Below are 18,594 nucleotides of genomic sequence, written 5' to 3' on the forward strand. Positions count from 1 at the left end.
ACTGGATACTGATATCGGTATGCCTATTTAACTAGATCTTAAATTAGATAAAAAAAGGTAGTCTTGATAAAACTTATTTACAGCAAGTTTTTTTACATTTGGACTTTCTGTTTGTTCTTTTTTGTACCCTAATTTATAGCTTATTGAATCCTTATATGAACTGATCGTTTTGTATGCTTTGTTCATCTCTCTAGGAAAGATGCCATTAGCAATTACAATGCATAACCCTGTAGCTGTTGCAAAAGCTAGAGTGGTAAATGCTAGATTTTGTAAAAAATTCCTTCCACTAACTTTTTTTTCCTGTATATTAGCAGAGTGCGATTTGTTTGACACTTCTTCTAGATATTCATGCCATATGTGATTGCAGTGCGTACATTTTACCTTTCTTCCAGACGCACCAATTTGCTTAGGAGATACTAAGTAAGTCTTAGTACAATTATAACATTGTATTTTCATAGTACTTACGTATAAAGTAGTAACAAGCTTAAATGATACAGAGCTACAAATTTAATATCAATATATATATAACAAATGGAAGGTTTGCAACTAAAAAAAACACAGAGTGAGATAAAAGATATTTGGAAAAATAGAGAAAAATTTAATGACTGTAATCTAAAGAAAACAGCAAGAATAGCAATTAAAGAGGTAATTGAGCTCCTTGATAGTGGCAAAATTAGAGTAGCAGAAAAGCTATCAAGTGGAGAATGGGTAGTACATAAGTGGATAAAGCAGGCAATATTATTACATTTTCTCACCGAAGAAAATAAAATAATAGATAATACTAATTGCTGGTTTGATAAGATCGGTAACAAGTTTAGTGAATGGAATGAGGAGAAATTTCGCCGGTTAAAAATTAGAGCAGTTCCTGGGTGTTTTGTTCGCCGATCTGCTTATATAGGTACAAATGTTGTTCTAATGCCAAGTTTTATCAACGTTGGTGCATATGTTGATTCAGGAACAATGATAGATACCTGGTCAACGATTGGTAGCTGTGCGCAAATAGGAAAAAACTGTCATATTTCCGGTGGAGTGGGAATAGGTGGAGTTCTTGAGCCTATTCAAGCTTCACCTGTCATTATAGAAGATAATTGCTTTATTGGAGCACGTAGCGAAGTGGCCGAGGGTGTGGTAGTGAGAGAAGGATCAGTCCTTGGCATAGGTGTGTTTATTGGGGCATCAACAAAGATTATTGATAGAGAAACTAGCAAGGTATTTTACGGCGAAGTGCCACCTTATTCTGTAGTGGTACCAGGGTCTATTCCATCTAAAAATAATATTTCAACCTATTGTGCAGTCATAGTAAAAAAAGTGGATGAAAAGACGAGATCGAAAATCTCTATAAATGAAATATTGAGGGATTAAACTATCTTACTCCTTGTCGTCACTTTTTTTATCATTATTACTAACCACAGTAATGGCATACGCGCATAACTCTGAGAAAGAGACTCCATTTTCTTGAGATAGTTTATATAATTTTTGTAGACTTTCTTTTACTTTATTAGGAATATTCCCTCCACGTTCTTTTACAAGCCAGGAATCTTGATGATGAATTGGATGAGCATCACTTTTTGGATTTCCTATGTATATTGCAAAAGGTGAACTTTGTCCTTTGAAGTCACATTGTACAGTAAATTTTTTTATAGATTCAGCCATCTAAAGACCTCTACTTTTCTTTTTGGTCGATTTTATAGCAGGTGGAAGAGGTGGTTTCTTTATAAAATCTTGTCTATTGACAACACTTTCTCTACCTTCCAAAGCTCGGCGAACATCAGCTCTGCTTAATTGCGACTCTTTTGCTACCTTCATTCCATGCTTTGCCATAATATTAGCATATGCTAGTACTTTTTTTACCAATGCTAGATCACCATCTAGCATTTGAACTAGCACTTGAAACACTTCCGCTAAAGTTAGCCCATCAGCATTTATAACCTTGTTTTCTATAAAATTGACAGCTTCTTCAAATTTGTATTCAATACTATCATCTTGAGCTATAAGGGCAACATAATCGGTGTTTTTGTCGTCCATAACTGAAGCACTATTACTCACAAACTTAAGTGTATACTATATATATAAATACTCTACTATTTTATATTATGGCACGCTATAGTTAAACATTTATTAATAACATGCTCACTTATATACACGAATTAATTGACAAAAGTCAAGGATCAATATCCATCAGTGATTTCATGAATGCCGTTTTGTACCATGAAAAATACGGCTATTATACAAGTAAATTACCGCTTGGTAAGGATGGTGATTTTACTACCGCACCTGAGATCAGCCAATTATTTGGTGAAGTAATTGCAGTTTGGATAATGCATACATGGGAAAAATTAGGAAAGCCATCAAAATTTTCTCTAGTTGAACTTGGGCCAGGCAAAGGAACACTCATTCACGATATAATAAGAGTCACTAAAAAATACAGCAGCTTTTTTAATTCAATGTTGATCCACTTAGTTGAAATAAGCCCTACTTTACGGAAGATACAAAAGGAAAAATTAAAAAGCTTAGATGTTAATTGGCACAAAAATATTGACAACCTACCAGAACAACCAACCATTTTTTTAGCAAATGAGTTCTTTGACGCTCTTCCGATAGATCAGTTTGTATATCATGATGAGGGGTGGTATGAAAATATGGTGACAAAACAAGATGATGGCAGTTTCTTGGTGTCATGCCAGTGCGTGACACTGGAATCCAGAAAAAAAGAATCATGGATTCCAGTGTCAGCTACTCAGATGACAAATGGAAAATTTTTTAATGGTGCAGTGGTGGAAATATGTTCAGTTGGGGTTGAAATATTAAAAAAACTTGAGAAGAAGATATATAATAATAAAGGAGCTGCTTTGATTGTAGATTACGGTTATGTATACCCCGCATATAAGAGCACTTTGCAATCGATAAAACAACATAAGTATGCTAATTTTCTTGAGAATGTTGGTAATAGTGATATTACCGCACTTGTGAACTTTCAAGCGTTAAGAGATTCATTAAAGCATGTAGATTGTGAGATTTTAACTCAAAGGGAATTTTTATATCTTTTTGGCATAAAAGAAAGAACCCAGGCTTTAATGAAAAGCGCAAGTGATGAACAAAAGAATAGGATCTTTAGTGAATTCTTAAGGTTGACTGAAAATATGGGCACTCTTTTTAAAGCAATGCTATTGATATAGCTAACCCAAGAAAGGTTTCCCTACATCATACCGCCGCAGCGCTAACGAGTAGCGGAATGACGAATTTGTTGTTTTTCAAATTGTAAGTAAACCTAAGCCACTTTAGCTATAGCATAGCTAAAGTAATTTATGTTATTGGGTAAGTTAAAAATATGATATAAATAAGATAGGAGGGAGCTACTCACTATAGGAATAGAGTTGTGCACGACCCACAACTGTACGAACATTTGTTTGCGAAGAAATGTTATAGCTGGTTTTGCCTCAAACACAAAGATGTCATACGAGTAGCTGACTACTTGGATCCAGCCTTTCCATCCAAGACGGCAGTGCCCAGACACTGGAATAACAGCAGTCCTACGTCATACCGCCGCGGTATCTCTAGATCCCGCTAACAAGCAGCGGGATGACGGTTGTCTCCTAGCTGTCATCCCAGTACTGGTAGACTCAAATCACAATGCTCGTATAGCTGCAACCCTGGAGGTACTGTTTCTCACCCACTGGAGATATTGCACGGTACTATCTACTTGATCATCGTGGCGCGTTTCTGGGAACATTAAAATCTCATACTCAAAATCGTTCAGCCATACTGCTTGGTGCGGCAGAAAAACCTTGCCAGACTCTATAGTCGGAACAATTTGATAAAATCGAGTGAGTTTGTCATCATGTGGCATTATTTCAATAATGGGTAAATCACTGTTTGTCTTTAGCTCTTGTACTAATTGCTGACCACTTGTTTTGGCTTCGATCAAAATCGCGTGTGGTGACCATCTTGCAGCTAGTGATAAAACTTGTTCTTTAAGCTTTGGATACTCAAGCTTTGCGCGATATACATCAAGTAAATAGAATTTATTATCTATTTTTGCCCAGGTGGTGCAGACACTAAAGTTGCTCATGTTACTTGTTGAAACCGCAGTATCCCAACTTTGTGTTATATGCGAGAGATTATCAGGAAATTTTTTATAGCGTTTCAACCACTCTGGTTTAATTATACCACTTGAAAGCGGCAGAGGGTTTTGTTGATATTGAGCAGCAAAAGCGTAACTCCCAAGTTCAGCTTTTATTATCTCAACTTCTTCTTTTCCTCCATCGAGGGGATATAACAACTGACCTTCTTCTCTTGAATATAATATCCTTACAGGTGACGCTGGTTTATTATATAATCGCCTGGTCGCACAGTGCTGAGCTACTCGGATGATAGGAACGGGAGGTATTGGCTTTTTGATTGAATAAATAACCTGCTTATTTTCAGAAATCATTGGCAAACAAATATGATGCCATATGTTTTTTGGCTTGGAGAGAAGGTGTCCAGTTAAGTCCTCCTGGTGTAGCCTGTGCATTACAAGAACGATGACTCCTTTTTTTCTATCGTTCAGCCTGGTTACTAAAGTCTGATCAAACCAGTTTGTGGCACGCTTTCTAAGCGTTTCACTCAAAGCTTGAGCAGAACTGAGCGGATCGTCCACAATGATAAAATCACCACCTTCACCAGTTAGTGTTCCACCAACTGATGTTGCGATTCTGTATCCTCTCTGCACTGTTTGAAATTTATATTTGGTATTCTGGTCTTTGGATAGTTCTATCTCTGGAAATAGCGCTCTATACCAACTAGACTGCATCACGCACCTGGTGTCGAGCGAGTGCTTTTCGCTGAGCCGCTGAGAATAACTTGCAACTATTATTCTCGCAGTTGGTTGGTTTCCCAGTATCCATGCGGGCCACGCAACGCTTATACACATGGACTTCATCGAGCGCGGAGGCATATTGAATATTATTCGTTTCACTTCACCAGCGCTCGCCGCTTCCAGCCTATCTGCTATGACTTTTATATACTGATAATCGTTATACTCACACCCCGGCACTACCGTTTGAAAGCACAGTTCAATGAATTTTAGAAAGTTCATGATATAATGTTGAAACCAGCGCGTAACGCTGGGATGACAGAAAAAGGAGCACTGACCCTTTATGGTCTCTTAAATTGCAATTACAAATGTTAAGAAATTTACCAAATAAAAAAAAAGGCAAAAGAAGCCCCGTGGTTATTATCCGCTTTAAAATATTGGCGTTTTTTATGTTTTAAACGCTTGACAAGCGAGATTCAGCCGCTTTTAATTGCAACTAACCTACGCTGCAAATGTTTAAGAAATTTACTAAGCAGAAAAAAAGACAAAGAATCCCCGAGTTAGCTAGTCTTTTACTATCTCTGTCGAGTATTGGCATTTTTTGATGTCTTGTAACGCTTTATAAGCGCGTTCAGCTTATTTAGATAAAAATCTAGATGTAGATGAAGTTTTGTAAAGACATACAGTATCTATATACTGCAAAAAATTGAACATAAGACGCCGATACATTAAGTAATCCTTACCTTTTAATCTGCAGATTGGCGAAAGCAAATACAATAGCTTCACTATCATGATAAGGGCGCTGGCGAAGGGTGTCAAGTAAGTTTTTTCGTTTCTATTCCCAATAAAAGTTTGTTATATGGTTATGCAAGAAGTTTAATACTCATAGTTTCAAGCATATACTGAAATATTTCATTAGCTATAGCAACATCTTGGCGTGGGGCTTTGCCGTGTTCTATAAACACAGAGATTGCATAGCGCGGGTTATGGTAAGGGCCATAGGCGATAAATAACTTATGACTTTCGCCCTTAGAGTTTATTTCTGGTGTACCGGTTTTGCCGGCAATTTGTATACCGCTTAGCCCTTTCTTATAGGTTCCAGTTTTAGAATTCACCACATCAAACATAGCTTTTCGAACTATGCTAAGATGCTCACAATCCACATCAATATCGGGAAAATCTTGTATCGTTTCATTCATCTTAATGCGGGGAATTACCTCTTTTCCTGTTGCAATCCTCGCTGCAAGAACTGCAAGCTGTAGTGGTGTTGTAAGCATATACCCTTGTCCTATAACTAAGTTGATAGTGTCACCTAAATACCACTGCGAATATAGCTTTCGTGTACGCCAATCTCTATCTGGCAACAACCCTGGAGCTTCTTCTTTAAACGTTCCAATCAGTGGCCCACTTCCAATACCAAATTTTCTGGCCATTTCTACTAGAGAGTCTACACTTATTTTTTTTCCTATATTATAAAAGTAAGTGTTGCATGATAATGCCATTGCCTCATTTAAAGATACATACCCATGGACTTTGCTTTTCAGACAACGAAATTTCCGCTCACCTATTTTCATATAGCCCTTGCACGAGAATTTCTCTTCTGGTGTTATTATCCCGTCTTTTAAACCCGCAAGCGCAACTATTACTTTAAATATTGAACCAGGTGGAATTTGATATGATAACGCACGATTCACAAGCGGTAATGAAGGAGCATTCAAGTTTTCCCAAGTCTCATTTGATAGCCTGCTAGCAAAAAGATTATTATCGTAAGAAGGTGAATTATATAATGCTAAAATTTCTCCATTATTTACATCAATTACCACTGCGGAGCCTTGGTGATCTTTAAATACCTCTGCGGTTTTCTCTTGCAGATTAATATCAATTGTCAGTTGTACATCTTGTCCGTCTTGTTGTGGTATGCTTGATAATTCTTTTATGACGCGTTTTTTAGAATTTATTTCCTGCTCAGATTTTCCTGACTTGCCTTTCAATATATGATCATATGTATATTCAATACCGCTGATTCCTACTTCGCTTATGCCTTGCTGTCTTTTTGTATATCCGATTACATGAGAACACATTGAACCAAACGGGTAATAACGTTTATAAAGAGCAGTTATTTTTTCTGACGATTTTGCTATTTTAGACTCTACTTCTGATAATGTCTGCAAATCAACTTCCTTACCAGAACCATCAAACAAAACAACATACGAAATTTTGTTTACCGCAAGTTCAATGCTATTCCTATCTAAAATTTTGCCCCGCTTAGGCATAATAGTAGCAACTCTTATTCTATTACTATTAGATAGTGCTTCGTACTTTTGTCTGTTTCGTATTTGTAAATTATATAACCTGCAACTAAAAACCGCGGAAATGGTAAGCTGAATACCACCTAATATGAATGCTCTGCGGTTAAAGACTTTGTTTTTTGTCCACATAACATTCCTTCAAAACACACTTTTTTCCCCTCTTTTATTGTTACACTTCTGGCTTTTACCGTATTACAAACCCTTTTTTCCCACTCACTTAAGGTCACAAACTTATAACCTGATTTTTTTAGTATTTTAATAATATGAGGTAAAGCTTCAATTGTGTTTGACCTGTTATTGTGATCATGAAACAGTATAACTGCTCCATTATGTACATTACTTAAAACTCTTTCAACTAAAGTTTCTGGCTTATCACCTTGCCAATCTAGCGAATCAACTGTCCATAATATTGAATACATATTTAATTGATCAGTATTTTCAATCAGATTATCGTCATAACATCCATATGGCGGACGAAACCATTTTACATCTTGTTTTATTGCATTTTTAATTGCTGTATTTGTCTTTTCCAATTCTTGCAATTGTTCCTCACTTGAAAGTGATGTCAACTTCCTATGCGACCAAGAGTGATTGCCTAACTCATGACCTGATTCATGAATTTTCTTTACTATTTCAGACGTTTTTTCATTTATACGTTCACCAAGCACAAAAAATGTTGCTTTTGCTTCATAGCTTTCCAGAACATTAATAATATCGTTTACTCTATTGTTAGACGGTCCATCATCAAACGTAAGCGCAACAAACTTATCGTCGTTATTCAATAATTTTTTTATATTACTTAAATTTCTATATGATAGATCTAGATTACAACTGAGCCCACAGTATGGTAAATTAAAATTACAATCACTACAAAAAGCCGTACTTGAATATAGTAAGAAAAAAGTGATTATCCTTATAAACATTTGTAATCAGCAAAGTGATAGAATACTACACTTTTTTGCTAAGTTAAGCCATCTTTAATTGCTGTAGCCTTTACTTCATCGCTTCTTTAATATATTGTATTAACAATTTTATATAATATATTATGATTGCAAATATAAATACCGTTGCGCTTCAGGGAATTAGCACAGTAAATGTCAATGCACAAATTCATATGGCAAATGGTATTCCAGCTTTTAATATTGTTGGCTTGCCGGATAAAACTGTTGCAGAATCCAGAGAGCGCATCAGAGCAGCGTTAAATTCAATCAATCTACTACTACCTCCAAAAAGAATTACAGTTAATCTCTCCCCTGCGGATTTGCTGAAAGAAGGCAGTCATTATGACTTGGCTATTGCTATTGGACTACTTGTTGTAATGAATGTGATACCAGTTGAAAAAGTTCAGTCTTATATAATCATGGGTGAACTGGCTCTTGATAGCAGAGTTATTCCAGTTTCAGGTGTGCTGCCAACAGCAATTAATGCAAAAAAGGACAATAAAGGAGTAATTTGCCCGAGAGGAAATGGTGTAGAAGCTGTATGGGTGAAGAATGTTTCAATTCTGGCTATAGAGAAATTAACTGATATTATCAGACACTTTAAGGGTGAGCAATTAATTCAGCCAGTAATTTTTAATTATAGTGATGCACCCAAAGAAAAAAGATTGGTTCCCGATATGAAGGATATCAAAGGCCAAGTTGTTGCAAAAAGAGCAGCTGAAATTGCAGCAGCAGGTGGGCATAATATGCTTCTTGTTGGCCCTCCTGGTACTGGAAAGTCAATGCTTGCTAAACGCTTTATAGGGTTGCTGCCTGATTTGACCGAACAGGAGATGATTGATGTTAATATTATTTCCAGCATAACAAAAACTGGTAATGAAATATTCAAAGTAACTCGCCCCTTTCGTGAACCTCATCACTCATGTTCCATGCCAGCAATGATAGGAGGAGGAAAGAATGCAAAACCTGGAGAAATTACCATGGCTCACAACGGCGTGTTATTCCTTGATGAGTTGCCAGAATTTCCAAGACTTGTGCTTGATTCTCTGCGCCAACCACTTGAAGATAGAAAAGTTACCGTTGCAAGGGCAAATGCTCACATAACCTACCCTGCAAATTTTCAACTGATTGCTGCAATGAACCCTTGCAGGTGCGGTTATTTAGGTGATGCAAGCAGATCGTGCAACAAAGCTCCAAAGTGTGGGACAGATTACAAAAACAAAATATCAGGCCCATTGCTTGATAGAATAGACATATGCATTGAAATGCCAAACGTTAGCATACTCTCTCCTGAAATCTCTGTGGAGGGAGAAAGTACTAAAATCATAAGAGAAAGAGTGATAGCAGCAAGAAAAGTTCAAACTGAGCGCTATAGTGAATTAAATATTCGTTGCAATTCAGAAGTAAGCGGTGAAGCATTTAATAAATTTACTGAACCAGATCAGGCAGGGTTAGAATTGCTAAAATACGTACTAAAAGAAAATTACATTTCCAATCGAGGCTACACACGTGTATTAAAAGTTGCAAGAACCATTGCAGATCTTGCAAAAAGTGAAGAAGTAAAAAGAGCACACATTGCTGAAGCGCTGAATTACAGAATAAAGGTATATTAAAAAATTAGTTTACTTGACAGGCAATTTTTTTTACTATATGCTTCCTTAATGAAATTTTAACATTCTATTTAAGGAGTAGAGTTATGGCATTAACAAATTATAAGTATGGAAAAGGGGATGGCATTTTTCATGCTATTTCAGAAGGATATATACGAGCTGAAAAATACTGGGGAATTCCTGGTGCTGCTGGTGGAGCTGGTCAGTACGCTATGCATAATAAAGGGAGAACAGCATTATTTCCGCTTGCAGTTGCAAGTGTTGTCTTTACAGCAATGCATATGAAAGCAGGCTTTGTTAGTGCAGCAGAAGCTTCTGGGTTTCTTGCTAAGACTGCCAGTTACTTTGTTGGGACAAATCAAGCAATAGCTGCTTCATTACCTGGATTTATCGGAACAGGTGTTGCTGGTCAGATAGTTGCGGGTGCCATAATGGCAATTGCTGCAGCTGCTGTTCTTTATGGAACATATCAAGTTGCCTCAAAATTAAAAGATGTTGCGGTTGAAGCATGTGAAGGAAAAAGAAAAACTGCATCATAACTTCAACAAAACAAAAAGGGATAGGTTTCTGTCCCTTTTTATAAACATTTTCTATTTTTTGTATCGGTTAAGTGGTGTCGTTTAAGAATCTAGTTATTATAATTAACGGCACTTATTAGTATAAATATTAAGAATAAGTAAATCCCGTTTACTGTTTACGCCTATAGAAGTGAAAAGTATTTGCATATTATTAAAAAAGCGGTAACTTACTATCAAGTGAATTCGCTAAATTTGAGTAATTTAAATGTCTATTGATCTTAGTCTGCCGGAGTTACCTATATTACACCCAAGGATTACCGTTGTGGGAGTGGGTGGTGCTGGTGGAAATGCTGTGAATAACATGATCCAATCTAATTTGCAAGGAGTGAATTTTGTTGTCGCAAACACCGATGCTCAAGCACTAGAAAAGTCGTTATGTGATAAAAAAATTCAGCTTGGCATTAATTTAACTAAGGGACTTGGTGCTGGTGCTTTGCCTGATGTTGGCAAAGGTGCAGCAGAAGAATCAATCGATGAAATTATGGAGCATATAAAAGATAGTCATATGCTTTTCATCACAGCAGGAATGGGTGGTGGTACTGGAACCGGTGCAGCACCGGTAATTGCAAAAGCAGCCAGAGAAGCAAGAGCCGCAGTTAAGGATAGGGCGCCAAAAGAAAAAAAGATATTGACTGTTGGAGTTGTAACTAAACCGTTCGGCTTTGAAGGTGTGCGCCGTATGCGTATTGCAGAGCTTGGACTTGAAGAACTGCAAAAATACGTGGATACACTTATTGTCATTCCAAATCAGAATTTATTTAGAATTGCAAATGAAAAAACTACATTTTCTGATGCATTTAAACTTGCTGATAATGTTCTGCACATTGGCATCAGAGGAGTAACTGACTTGATGGTCATGCCAGGGCTTATTAATCTTGACTTCGCTGATATAGAAACAGTAATGAGCGAGATGGGCAAAGCGATGATCGGCACTGGAGAGGCAGAAGGAGAAGATAGAGCAATTAGTGCTGCAGAGGCTGCAATATCTAATCCATTGCTTGATAATGTATCAATGAAAGGTGCACAAGGAATATTAATTAACATTACTGGTGGTGGAGATATGACTCTGTTTGAAGTTGATGCTGCAGCCAATAGAGTGCGTGAAGAAGTAGATGAAAATGCGAATATAATATTTGGTGCTACTTTTGATCAAGCGATGGAGGGAAGAGTTAGAGTTTCTGTTCTTGCAACTGGCATTGATAGTCGCGATAACAAATCAGAAACTTCACCTATAAGTCAGAGTGAAGACTCAGAGAAAGAGAAGTTTAAGTGGCCCTATAGTCAAAGTGAAAGTATGCAAGACAAAACACTGGAAACAAAACCAGATGAACAGGTAAGCGAAGGAGCTAAGTGGGGCAGCAATATCTATGATATACCAGCTTACTTAAGAAGAAAAAAATAATGCAACTTTGGCTACTCAAGTCAGAGCCAAGTGAATACTCATGGCAAAAAATGGAAAAGGAGCAGGTAGTTGAGTGGGATGGTGTGCGCAATTATCAAGCTCAAAATTACATGAAAATTATGAAAGTAAGCGATCTTGCGTTTTTCTATCATACAGATAAAGAGAAAGCAATACTTGGAATAGTTGAAGTATTTAAAGAGTATTATCATGTTGATGACCCCAAGTTTGGATTAGTGAATGTAAAGTTTTTGAAACCTTTAAACAACCAAGTAACGTTAAATAATATAAAACAAAACCCACTTTTGAAAAATATGGCTATATTAAAACAACCACGTTTATCAGTTTCTCCAGTTTCGGAAATTGAATGGAATGAAATAATAAGCATGAGTGATGTGTAATACCCTGTCATCCCAGTGCTTGACACTGGAGTCCATAGTTCTCCTTTTCTGGTCACACGCACAACTGTACAAATGTTGCGATTTGAAAGTAGTCTCTGCTAGGAAGGATGTCATCCCAGTGCCCAGACACTGGGATCCAGGAAACTTGATTTTAAATGAGTGCACCAGATGGTTGTATAATAAAAACTGGATTCCAGTGTCAGCTACTTGCATGACACCCTTACTGGTGCGTTACTCATGTTAGAAGTAAATGTTCTTGATGAGAGATGGCGCAGCATTACAGATGATCCAGAAGGCTTTGTATTAAATATTATAAATGCTTCTCTAAAAGAATTAAAAATAGATCACTATAAACCAAATATATCAATAGCTCTGGCTGATGATGATTTGCTGCACCAACTTAATTTAAAATTTAGAAAAATGGATAAACCAACTAACGTGCTATCATTTCCGTGTGAACAATTATCTAATGAGTGTGATTTAGGAGATATAGCAATTTCAATAGACACAATAAAAAGAGAATCGCATGAGTATTGTATACCCATTCTTGCTCACATTGCACACATGTTAGTGCATGGATTACTGCATTTACTTGGTTATGATCACCAAAAAAAAGAGGAAGAAATTATAATGAAAAATCTAGAAAGAGAGATTTTAGCTTCACTTGGCTACAATATGTGCGCGATTTAAAAGGAATTTAATAAAAATATAGTAGATGATAATAAAATATGTTATCTACAAAGGGTTTTAGCTATAAACAATAAAAGGTAAGTGATATGGTTCAGTTTTCTTTGCCAAAGAATTCTAAAATTAATCAAAAGGGCAAAATTTATCCTATTCCTGCTAGAGCAAAAAACATCAGAAGATTTCAAATTTACCGTTGGTCTGCTGATGACGAGAAAAACCCTAGAATAGACACATTTTTTATTGATATGGATAGTTGTGGCCCTATGGTACTTGATGCATTAATAAAAATAAAGGATGAAATAGATTCGACTTTAACTTTCAGACGTTCTTGTAGAGAAGGCATATGTGGATCTTGTGCCATGAATATTGACGGAACCAATACTCTTGCATGTACTAGATCTATACATGATATAAAAGGTGACGTAAAAATATATCCATTACCTCACATGTATGTAATAAAGGACCTAGTCTCGGATTTGAGCCAATTTTATGAGCAATACAAATCAATTAAACCTTGGTTACAAGCAGATAAGCCTGCCCTACCAAATAAAGAATACTCTCAATCTTCTGAAGATAGAAAAAAATTAGATGGCTTGTCCGACTGTATATTATGTGCTTGCTGTTCGACTGGTTGCCCAAGCTACTGGTGGAATAGTGATAAATTTTTAGGACCAGCAATACTATTACAAGCTTACAGATGGATTGCTGACAGCCGTGATAATAAGACAGGTGAAAGACTTGATGTTTTAAACGACCCATTCAAGTTGTATCGTTGTCATACAATAATGAATTGCACAAAAACTTGTCCTAAAGGACTTAATCCAGCAAGAGCAATAGCGAAAGTAAAACAGCTCATGGTAGAGAGAGAAGGAGTTTAAGTATTATCTTTTGCATTCTTCGTAAGAGAACAGCAAACCTTCCGAAGCGTAGGGTATTGTTAATACCCTGAACGCTTTTCCGTTTGTGAAGTGCATCGTATCATCGTACGATTCAAATAATTTTTTGAACAACTCATGTCTTTGGTTACTAATAGTTTGAAAATCCTCTTTTTCTAAAAGCTTTTTAGATTCGAAGAGGTAAAGCATAACTTCGTGATAAGTTGGGTAAGATGCCAAAAATTTTGGGTCAAATTGAAAGGTTTTTATAAAAGCATTATTATAAAATTTTAGCTTTTGATTCTTACTATATATTACTATAGCAACCGGTAACCTCTCAAGCAAATTTTTCTGTGTAGCTAAATAACTGTTTAATTCAGTATATAATTTCTCTGCATCACTAACATCTTTCCCATACATTACTATGCTACCAGAACCTTGTATTGGAATTTTAACAAAATCGAAAACCTTAGGTTCGTTCTTATAAGTTATGACATGTCTTCCTGGTTTTGTGCTATGAGCGCTACCGGTAATAGCAAATTTCTTAGAACCATCTACATATTTATCATAAAACAAGTTATAAAATTCCACCTTTCTACTCTTGTTATATCTTAGTATTGGAAATGGTAAAGAGTTGAAAACGTTTTTATAGCTCTCCACTTCCTGTGTAAGCTTACTATTTTCTAACTCAAGTCCGTTAGCCTTTATCTTACAGTCTGAGACATTCCTTATCCATAACAGCACACCTATCACATTGTTAGAATCATCTATTATGCTTCTACCGTAACATATGCAATAAACCTCACTGTCTTTTGACTTTAAATCTAGAGTAAAAGATTTATTTATTTCCTTTGCCTCAACAAAATTTTTGATTAAGCTTTCTGATTGCTCAAAAAAATTCACAAACTCATTAAATGAGTAAAAAACAGTATTAAGCAAAATTAGTAAATTGGGAGAGAACTTTTCTATACGTTTTTTTGCATCCCAAATATAAAACCCATCATTCACAGTATCAATTAAATTATTTATGATAACATTTTGATGCTGTAAGTTCTTAATCTTATTACTAATTTTTAATTTAGAATAAGAGAGAAAGAATAATATTAGAATCAATATTAAAACCACTTCATACAAAAAAAACATAGCACTTTTAAAACAAATGTAAAAATTTGTAACCGCTCAGAATTATGCTGAAGAGGTATATAAGTAAAGATTGCCTAACATTTGAAAGCCCAATCTCTTATAAAGGTTCACAGAAGATTTCATACAATGTGCTACTATATATTTGCATTCAAGCTGTTTAGCTATCTTTATTCTTTCTAAAACCATTTGGGTACCTATTCCACGATTCCTGTAAATTGGTAAAACTCCATCACTATAAAAACCAGCTACGCTATCTTGAACATAAAGACCGCATGTCCCAATAATTTCATTATTTAGTGTTACAAGAAAAAATCTTAATCTTGAGTTCTTATCATCATAATTTGATAATCCGCGAAAAAATGTGCTGACAATTCCAACGCCATGATAAAAAATTTTAGAAGTGTGTAGATCTAACTGTTCTAAGAGGTTGCTACCATTCACAGCATTTAACCTCAAGTTTGGAATAACATCAGCAGGTAAAAAGTAATTTTTCATATTAAGTAAAGCTTTTTTTGGTGTGCTAACGTGTTTTATTTCACACTTTTCTAAAATATCTCTTATTTTCATATGTGAATTTATTACCCATGTTGCTTCTATATCTCTTGTTCTGAGATAATCTAGAGTTTTTTGTATAGAAAGCTCGGTACATTGATCTCCACAGAACACAAAATTAAATAATGACTCCCTGGTACCATTTATTGTAAATATGATGTTATCAAATTCATCGTGTACTTCCCACTCAGATAAATTCGCTGTGTACAGTATATAATCCTTTAGATTTTGAACAATTAAGCTTGAATAATAAATTTTTTTATCCTGCATACACCAACAATAAACAATAAAAGGCTCCTATAAGAACACAGGCTAAAATTGCAGCTATAACGTCATCTAGCATAATACCTAAAGGACCTTTGGTATTTTTATCGATTAAATTTATAGGCCACGTTTTTATTATATCAAAAAACCTAAAAGAAAAAAAGCACAACAACAATGAAGAACAATTCATCTCTTGGCTTAACAATATCGAAACTAAAAGTATCGTCAGCAATTGACCAACCACTTCGTCAATTACTACCTCTTTTGGATCACATGAAGTCTTGTAATGTTTTATATAATTACCTGTAGACCATAATCCAATTAAGAATAAAAAAGAAATAATTGCTGCACCTAAAATTTTGTTGCTCAGGATTACAGGAACAAGCGGAAAAGAAGCCAAACTACCCACAGTACCTGGCATTTTTTTTACTGTTCCAGACAGCCACCACGTTGATATTAATTTATATAAAAATTTCACAATATATCCAAATACAAAATTAACTTATAAGAACAGAAAGAGTATCCTCTATAGAGGCGCTTTCATACAATAATCTATAGACCGCTTCACATATAGGCATTTTTATCTTTAGCTTTCCTGCTAAATTAAATATGGACTCAGCAGTGCTAAAACCTTCAATCACTGACTTGCCTTCTGACAAAATCTGCTGAACATTAAAGCCATTGTCACTATTACCTATTTTAAACCCAAAAGATAAGTTTCTTGAATTCAAGGATGTGCATGTCATAATTAGGTCACCCAGACATGCTGGCCCAAGTAGTGTATTTATATCCACACTACCGTCACCAATTTTTGCTGAGTATAAAGCCTTAATTTCGCTCATACTTTTCGTAATCAATGCTGCATGAGCATTAAACCCAAGTTTACTACCTAGAACAATCCCACACGCTATAGCAAAAACGTTCTTTAACGCTGCACAAATCTGTACTCCTATAATGTCGTTACTAAACTCCAATTTAACATTTTCTTGTTGCAGCTCTGATACTAGCTTTGAACCTAATGTGTTATTTTGGCATGCAAGAACCATTGAATAGGGTAATTTTCTTGCAACTTCTACAGCAAAGCTAGGACCTGAAAAAATAGCAATAGGATTGTTAGGTAAAATTTCATTTACTATTTCACTAGGTAATTTTAATGTAGACTTTTCTATTCCCTTACAAGCTAAAATTATTGCTACATCTTTTTTCAGATTACAATTATGCAATTGCTGACATACCTTCCTCAGAGACTGAGTGGGAACAGCGAGGATTGTTACTGAAGCATTAATTATGTCTTCAATAGCCAATTTTACTGACACATTATCAGAAATTCGACAACCGGGTAGCTTGTCACTTTCTCTTTTCCCGTTGATTGATTCAAATGTAGTTTCATTGTGAGTCCACAAAATCACATCTTTCTTACTACCTAATGAAATTGCGATTGCTGTACCCCATGCACCAGCACCTAAAATTGATATTGCCACACAATATTCCTGAAAATATTACTTATACTTTAAAATAGTAGGATAAGTAAATTAAAAATATAACACAGACATATAGAATAGTTAAATATTTATTAACCGAAGTATTCTTTTAATAATAGTAACTTTAATTCAATATTTACTAAAAATATTATTACTATCATGGTATGTCTATTATATTTTAGATCTATTTATATAACTTTGGAACAATATATTTACTATTAATTAATAAGTGTAATTTTGATCATTTGTTAATAAAAATTTGATTTATTACTTTCCTTAGTTATATATATTACTAAAATTATAAATTATTTATGGGGTGTAAAATATGCGTATATTATTAATTGAAGATGATCAAGTAAGTGCAAAGACTGTAGTTAACGCCTTAACTTCTGATGGACACTTCTGTGACGTTGTTACTTCTGCACAAGATTATAACAATAATATGGTTTCCTCAAACGGAGATTACTATGACCTAGTTATTTTAGATATACACTTACCTGGTGATATTGACGGATATGATATATTGTTAAGACTAAGAAGTGCAAAAATCAAAGTTCCTGTCTTAATACTTTCATGCATATCCGCTGTCAATCACAAAGCTAAAGGACTCGGGTATGGTGCCGATGATTACTTAACCAAGCCATTTCATAAAAGCGAGTTATTAGCTCGAATTAAGGCCATAGTGCGTCGTACTAAAGGCCATCCTGAATCGGTGATAAAGATTGGTAATATAAATATCAATTTTGATCACAGGGTTGTTGAGGTGAAAGGTAAAACGGTTCACCTTACTAATAAAGAGTATTCTATGATAGAATTGCTAGCACTGCGTAAAGGAACAGTACTAACAAAAGAAATGTTCTTAAATCATCTTTACAATGGCTTGGATGAACCTTCAGATAACAAGATAGTTGATGTTTTTATGTGCAAATTACGTAAGAAACTTGAAAGTGCAAATGATGGAAAAAGCCACATAGAAACCGTTTGGGGCAGAGGGTATGTTCTGAAAGAGTATATTGATGATGATGAATATTCTAATGTTAATGTAGGCGAAAGTAGTGATGGCTATCAAGCAGAACAAGTGAAGGACAACGCATGAAATGCCTACACATTTAAATATAGCATGGCTTATATCGCACGTATCATGTGAACGCCTAGGTGAAATATAAGCCGAGTTCTGTTTATGTAGCTATTTATCTGGAGTAAATGTTACCATTTACCGCATGCGATTTACCCGAGTAGATATGAGGAAAACATAAAATCTACTTCTATTTAATCTTGCTCCTAGTGTTGGTTACTCGACTACCAATGTTGCCATTGCCATGGTGTGCTCTTACCACACCTTTTCACCCTTACCTAAAAATATTTTAGGCGGTAATTTTCTGTAGCCCTATAACTGGAGTTACCTCCGGCGGGCATTACCCGTCACTATTTTTCCTTGGAGCCCGGACTTTCCTCTGCTATGTTTATCACACAACAGCAGCTACTTATTTCACCTAGGAATTATACTTTAACATGAAAATCACAAAAGCAAAAGACAATTTCCTAACAGTCTACATATT

General features: G+C 35.4%; 20 protein-coding genes and 1 other RNA gene. 10 read left to right on the top strand and 11 right to left on the bottom strand.

Going from position 1 to position 18,594, the window contains the following annotated elements:
* Nucleotides 1-27: 27 nt before the first annotated feature.
* Nucleotides 28-456: a zinc-ribbon domain-containing protein gene (locus INQ25_RS02665; RefSeq protein WP_007549510.1), complete on the bottom strand. Its 429-nt coding sequence runs from the start codon at nucleotides 454-456 to the stop codon at nucleotides 28-30.
* Between the two features lie 75 nt (nucleotides 457-531).
* Here INQ25_RS02665 and dapD point away from each other — a divergent pair, with 75 nt between their 5' ends.
* Complete coding sequence (dapD, locus tag INQ25_RS02670; RefSeq protein WP_010962782.1) at nucleotides 532-1,362, top strand: 2,3,4,5-tetrahydropyridine-2,6-dicarboxylate N-succinyltransferase; 831 nt, start codon at nucleotides 532-534, stop codon at nucleotides 1,360-1,362.
* A 6-nt stretch (nucleotides 1,363-1,368) separates the two neighbouring features.
* Here the strand turns inward: dapD and INQ25_RS02675 are convergent, their stop codons facing one another.
* Both INQ25_RS02675 and INQ25_RS02680 read right to left on the bottom strand, forming a co-directional pair.
* Nucleotides 1,369-1,653, bottom strand: coding sequence for a DUF2610 domain-containing protein (locus INQ25_RS02675; RefSeq protein WP_010962783.1), 285 nt, complete (start codon nucleotides 1,651-1,653; stop codon nucleotides 1,369-1,371).
* Complete coding sequence (locus INQ25_RS02680) at nucleotides 1,654-2,025, bottom strand: hypothetical protein (protein WP_077188297.1); 372 nt, start codon at nucleotides 2,023-2,025, stop codon at nucleotides 1,654-1,656. It lies immediately after the preceding gene.
* Nucleotides 2,026-2,126: 101 nt separating this feature from the next.
* Here INQ25_RS02680 and INQ25_RS02685 point away from each other — a divergent pair, with 101 nt between their 5' ends.
* Complete coding sequence (locus INQ25_RS02685) at nucleotides 2,127-3,176, top strand: class I SAM-dependent methyltransferase (RefSeq protein WP_213863004.1); 1,050 nt, start codon at nucleotides 2,127-2,129, stop codon at nucleotides 3,174-3,176.
* Nucleotides 3,177-3,625: 449 nt separating this feature from the next.
* On the opposite strand, the gene terL is transcribed toward INQ25_RS02685, so the two are convergent.
* The 3 genes from terL to INQ25_RS02700 all read right to left on the bottom strand — a co-directional run bounded on the left by terL (nucleotide 3,626) and on the right by INQ25_RS02700 (nucleotide 8,027).
* The gene (terL, locus tag INQ25_RS02690; RefSeq protein ID WP_213863005.1) at nucleotides 3,626-5,077 is read right to left on the bottom strand and encodes a phage terminase large subunit; all 1,452 of its coding nucleotides are present in this window, start codon (nucleotides 5,075-5,077) and stop codon (nucleotides 3,626-3,628) included.
* 581 nt (nucleotides 5,078-5,658) lie between these two features.
* Nucleotides 5,659-7,233, bottom strand: a complete 1,575-nt coding sequence (locus INQ25_RS02695; RefSeq protein WP_213863006.1) for a penicillin-binding transpeptidase domain-containing protein — start codon at nucleotides 7,231-7,233, stop codon at nucleotides 5,659-5,661.
* A complete protein-coding gene (locus tag INQ25_RS02700) occupies nucleotides 7,188-8,027 on the bottom strand; it encodes a polysaccharide deacetylase family protein (protein ID WP_010962787.1) in 840 nt (279 codons plus the stop codon). Before INQ25_RS02700 ends, INQ25_RS02695 begins: the two co-directional genes overlap by 46 nt.
* 122 nt (nucleotides 8,028-8,149) lie before the next feature.
* On the opposite strand from INQ25_RS02700, the gene INQ25_RS02705 reads away from it, so the two are divergent.
* The 7 genes from INQ25_RS02705 (at nucleotide 8,150) to INQ25_RS02735 (ending at nucleotide 13,598) form a co-directional block, all read left to right on the top strand.
* Entirely contained in the window at nucleotides 8,150-9,658 is a 1,509-nt protein-coding gene (locus tag INQ25_RS02705) for a YifB family Mg chelatase-like AAA ATPase (RefSeq protein WP_213863007.1), read from the top strand.
* Between the two features lie 83 nt (nucleotides 9,659-9,741).
* On the top strand, nucleotides 9,742-10,194 hold the full coding sequence (locus INQ25_RS02710) for a hypothetical protein (RefSeq protein WP_213863008.1): 453 nt from the start codon (nucleotides 9,742-9,744) through the stop codon (nucleotides 10,192-10,194).
* A gap of 244 nt (nucleotides 10,195-10,438) precedes the next feature.
* Complete coding sequence (gene ftsZ / locus INQ25_RS02715; RefSeq protein ID WP_213863009.1) at nucleotides 10,439-11,635, top strand: cell division protein FtsZ; 1,197 nt, start codon at nucleotides 10,439-10,441, stop codon at nucleotides 11,633-11,635.
* A complete protein-coding gene (locus INQ25_RS02720; protein ID WP_213863010.1) occupies nucleotides 11,635-12,033 on the top strand; it encodes an EVE domain-containing protein in 399 nt (132 codons plus the stop codon). Before ftsZ ends, INQ25_RS02720 begins: the two co-directional genes overlap by 1 nt.
* Nucleotides 12,026-12,277 (top strand): WPE palindromic element domain-containing protein, encoded by a 252-nt coding sequence (locus INQ25_RS02725; RefSeq protein ID WP_213863011.1) that lies wholly within the window; start codon nucleotides 12,026-12,028, stop codon nucleotides 12,275-12,277. Before INQ25_RS02720 ends, INQ25_RS02725 begins: the two co-directional genes overlap by 8 nt.
* The gene (gene ybeY / locus INQ25_RS02730; protein WP_213863136.1) at nucleotides 12,271-12,723 is read left to right on the top strand and encodes an rRNA maturation RNase YbeY; all 453 of its coding nucleotides are present in this window, start codon (nucleotides 12,271-12,273) and stop codon (nucleotides 12,721-12,723) included. The genes INQ25_RS02725 and ybeY overlap by 7 nt, the downstream gene beginning before the upstream one ends.
* Nucleotides 12,724-12,809: 86 nt before the next feature.
* On the top strand, nucleotides 12,810-13,598 hold the full coding sequence (locus tag INQ25_RS02735) for a succinate dehydrogenase iron-sulfur subunit (RefSeq protein ID WP_010082472.1): 789 nt from the start codon (nucleotides 12,810-12,812) through the stop codon (nucleotides 13,596-13,598).
* Between the two features lie 3 nt (nucleotides 13,599-13,601).
* Here the strand turns inward: INQ25_RS02735 and INQ25_RS02740 are convergent, their stop codons facing one another.
* The 4 genes from INQ25_RS02740 to INQ25_RS02755 are packed head-to-tail and all read right to left on the bottom strand — an operon-like array spanning nucleotide 13,602 to nucleotide 17,035.
* Nucleotides 13,602-14,738, bottom strand: coding sequence for a hypothetical protein (locus tag INQ25_RS02740; protein WP_010962793.1), 1,137 nt, complete (start codon nucleotides 14,736-14,738; stop codon nucleotides 13,602-13,604).
* 42 nt (nucleotides 14,739-14,780) lie between these two features.
* Nucleotides 14,781-15,560, bottom strand: coding sequence for a GNAT family N-acetyltransferase (locus tag INQ25_RS02745; RefSeq protein ID WP_006280097.1), 780 nt, complete (start codon nucleotides 15,558-15,560; stop codon nucleotides 14,781-14,783).
* Nucleotides 15,550-16,032 (bottom strand): phosphatidylglycerophosphatase A family protein, encoded by a 483-nt coding sequence (locus INQ25_RS02750; protein WP_006279290.1) that lies wholly within the window; start codon nucleotides 16,030-16,032, stop codon nucleotides 15,550-15,552. The genes INQ25_RS02745 and INQ25_RS02750 overlap by 11 nt, the downstream gene beginning before the upstream one ends.
* Nucleotides 16,033-16,051: 19 nt before the next feature.
* A complete protein-coding gene (locus INQ25_RS02755; RefSeq protein ID WP_010962796.1) occupies nucleotides 16,052-17,035 on the bottom strand; it encodes an NAD(P)H-dependent glycerol-3-phosphate dehydrogenase in 984 nt (327 codons plus the stop codon).
* A gap of 325 nt (nucleotides 17,036-17,360) precedes the next feature.
* Here INQ25_RS02755 and INQ25_RS02760 point away from each other — a divergent pair, with 325 nt between their 5' ends.
* Complete coding sequence (locus tag INQ25_RS02760) at nucleotides 17,361-18,131, top strand: response regulator transcription factor (protein WP_010962797.1); 771 nt, start codon at nucleotides 17,361-17,363, stop codon at nucleotides 18,129-18,131.
* 51 nt (nucleotides 18,132-18,182) lie between these two features.
* Here the strand turns inward: INQ25_RS02760 and rnpB are convergent.
* An RNA gene (gene rnpB / locus INQ25_RS02765) (RNase P RNA component class A) lies at nucleotides 18,183-18,532 on the bottom strand.
* Between the last annotated feature and the right edge of the window lie 62 nt (nucleotides 18,533-18,594).

This window comes from Wolbachia endosymbiont of Rhagoletis cerasi (genome assembly GCF_018454475.1).
GTDB lineage: Bacteria > Pseudomonadota > Alphaproteobacteria > Rickettsiales > Anaplasmataceae > Wolbachia > Wolbachia pipientis.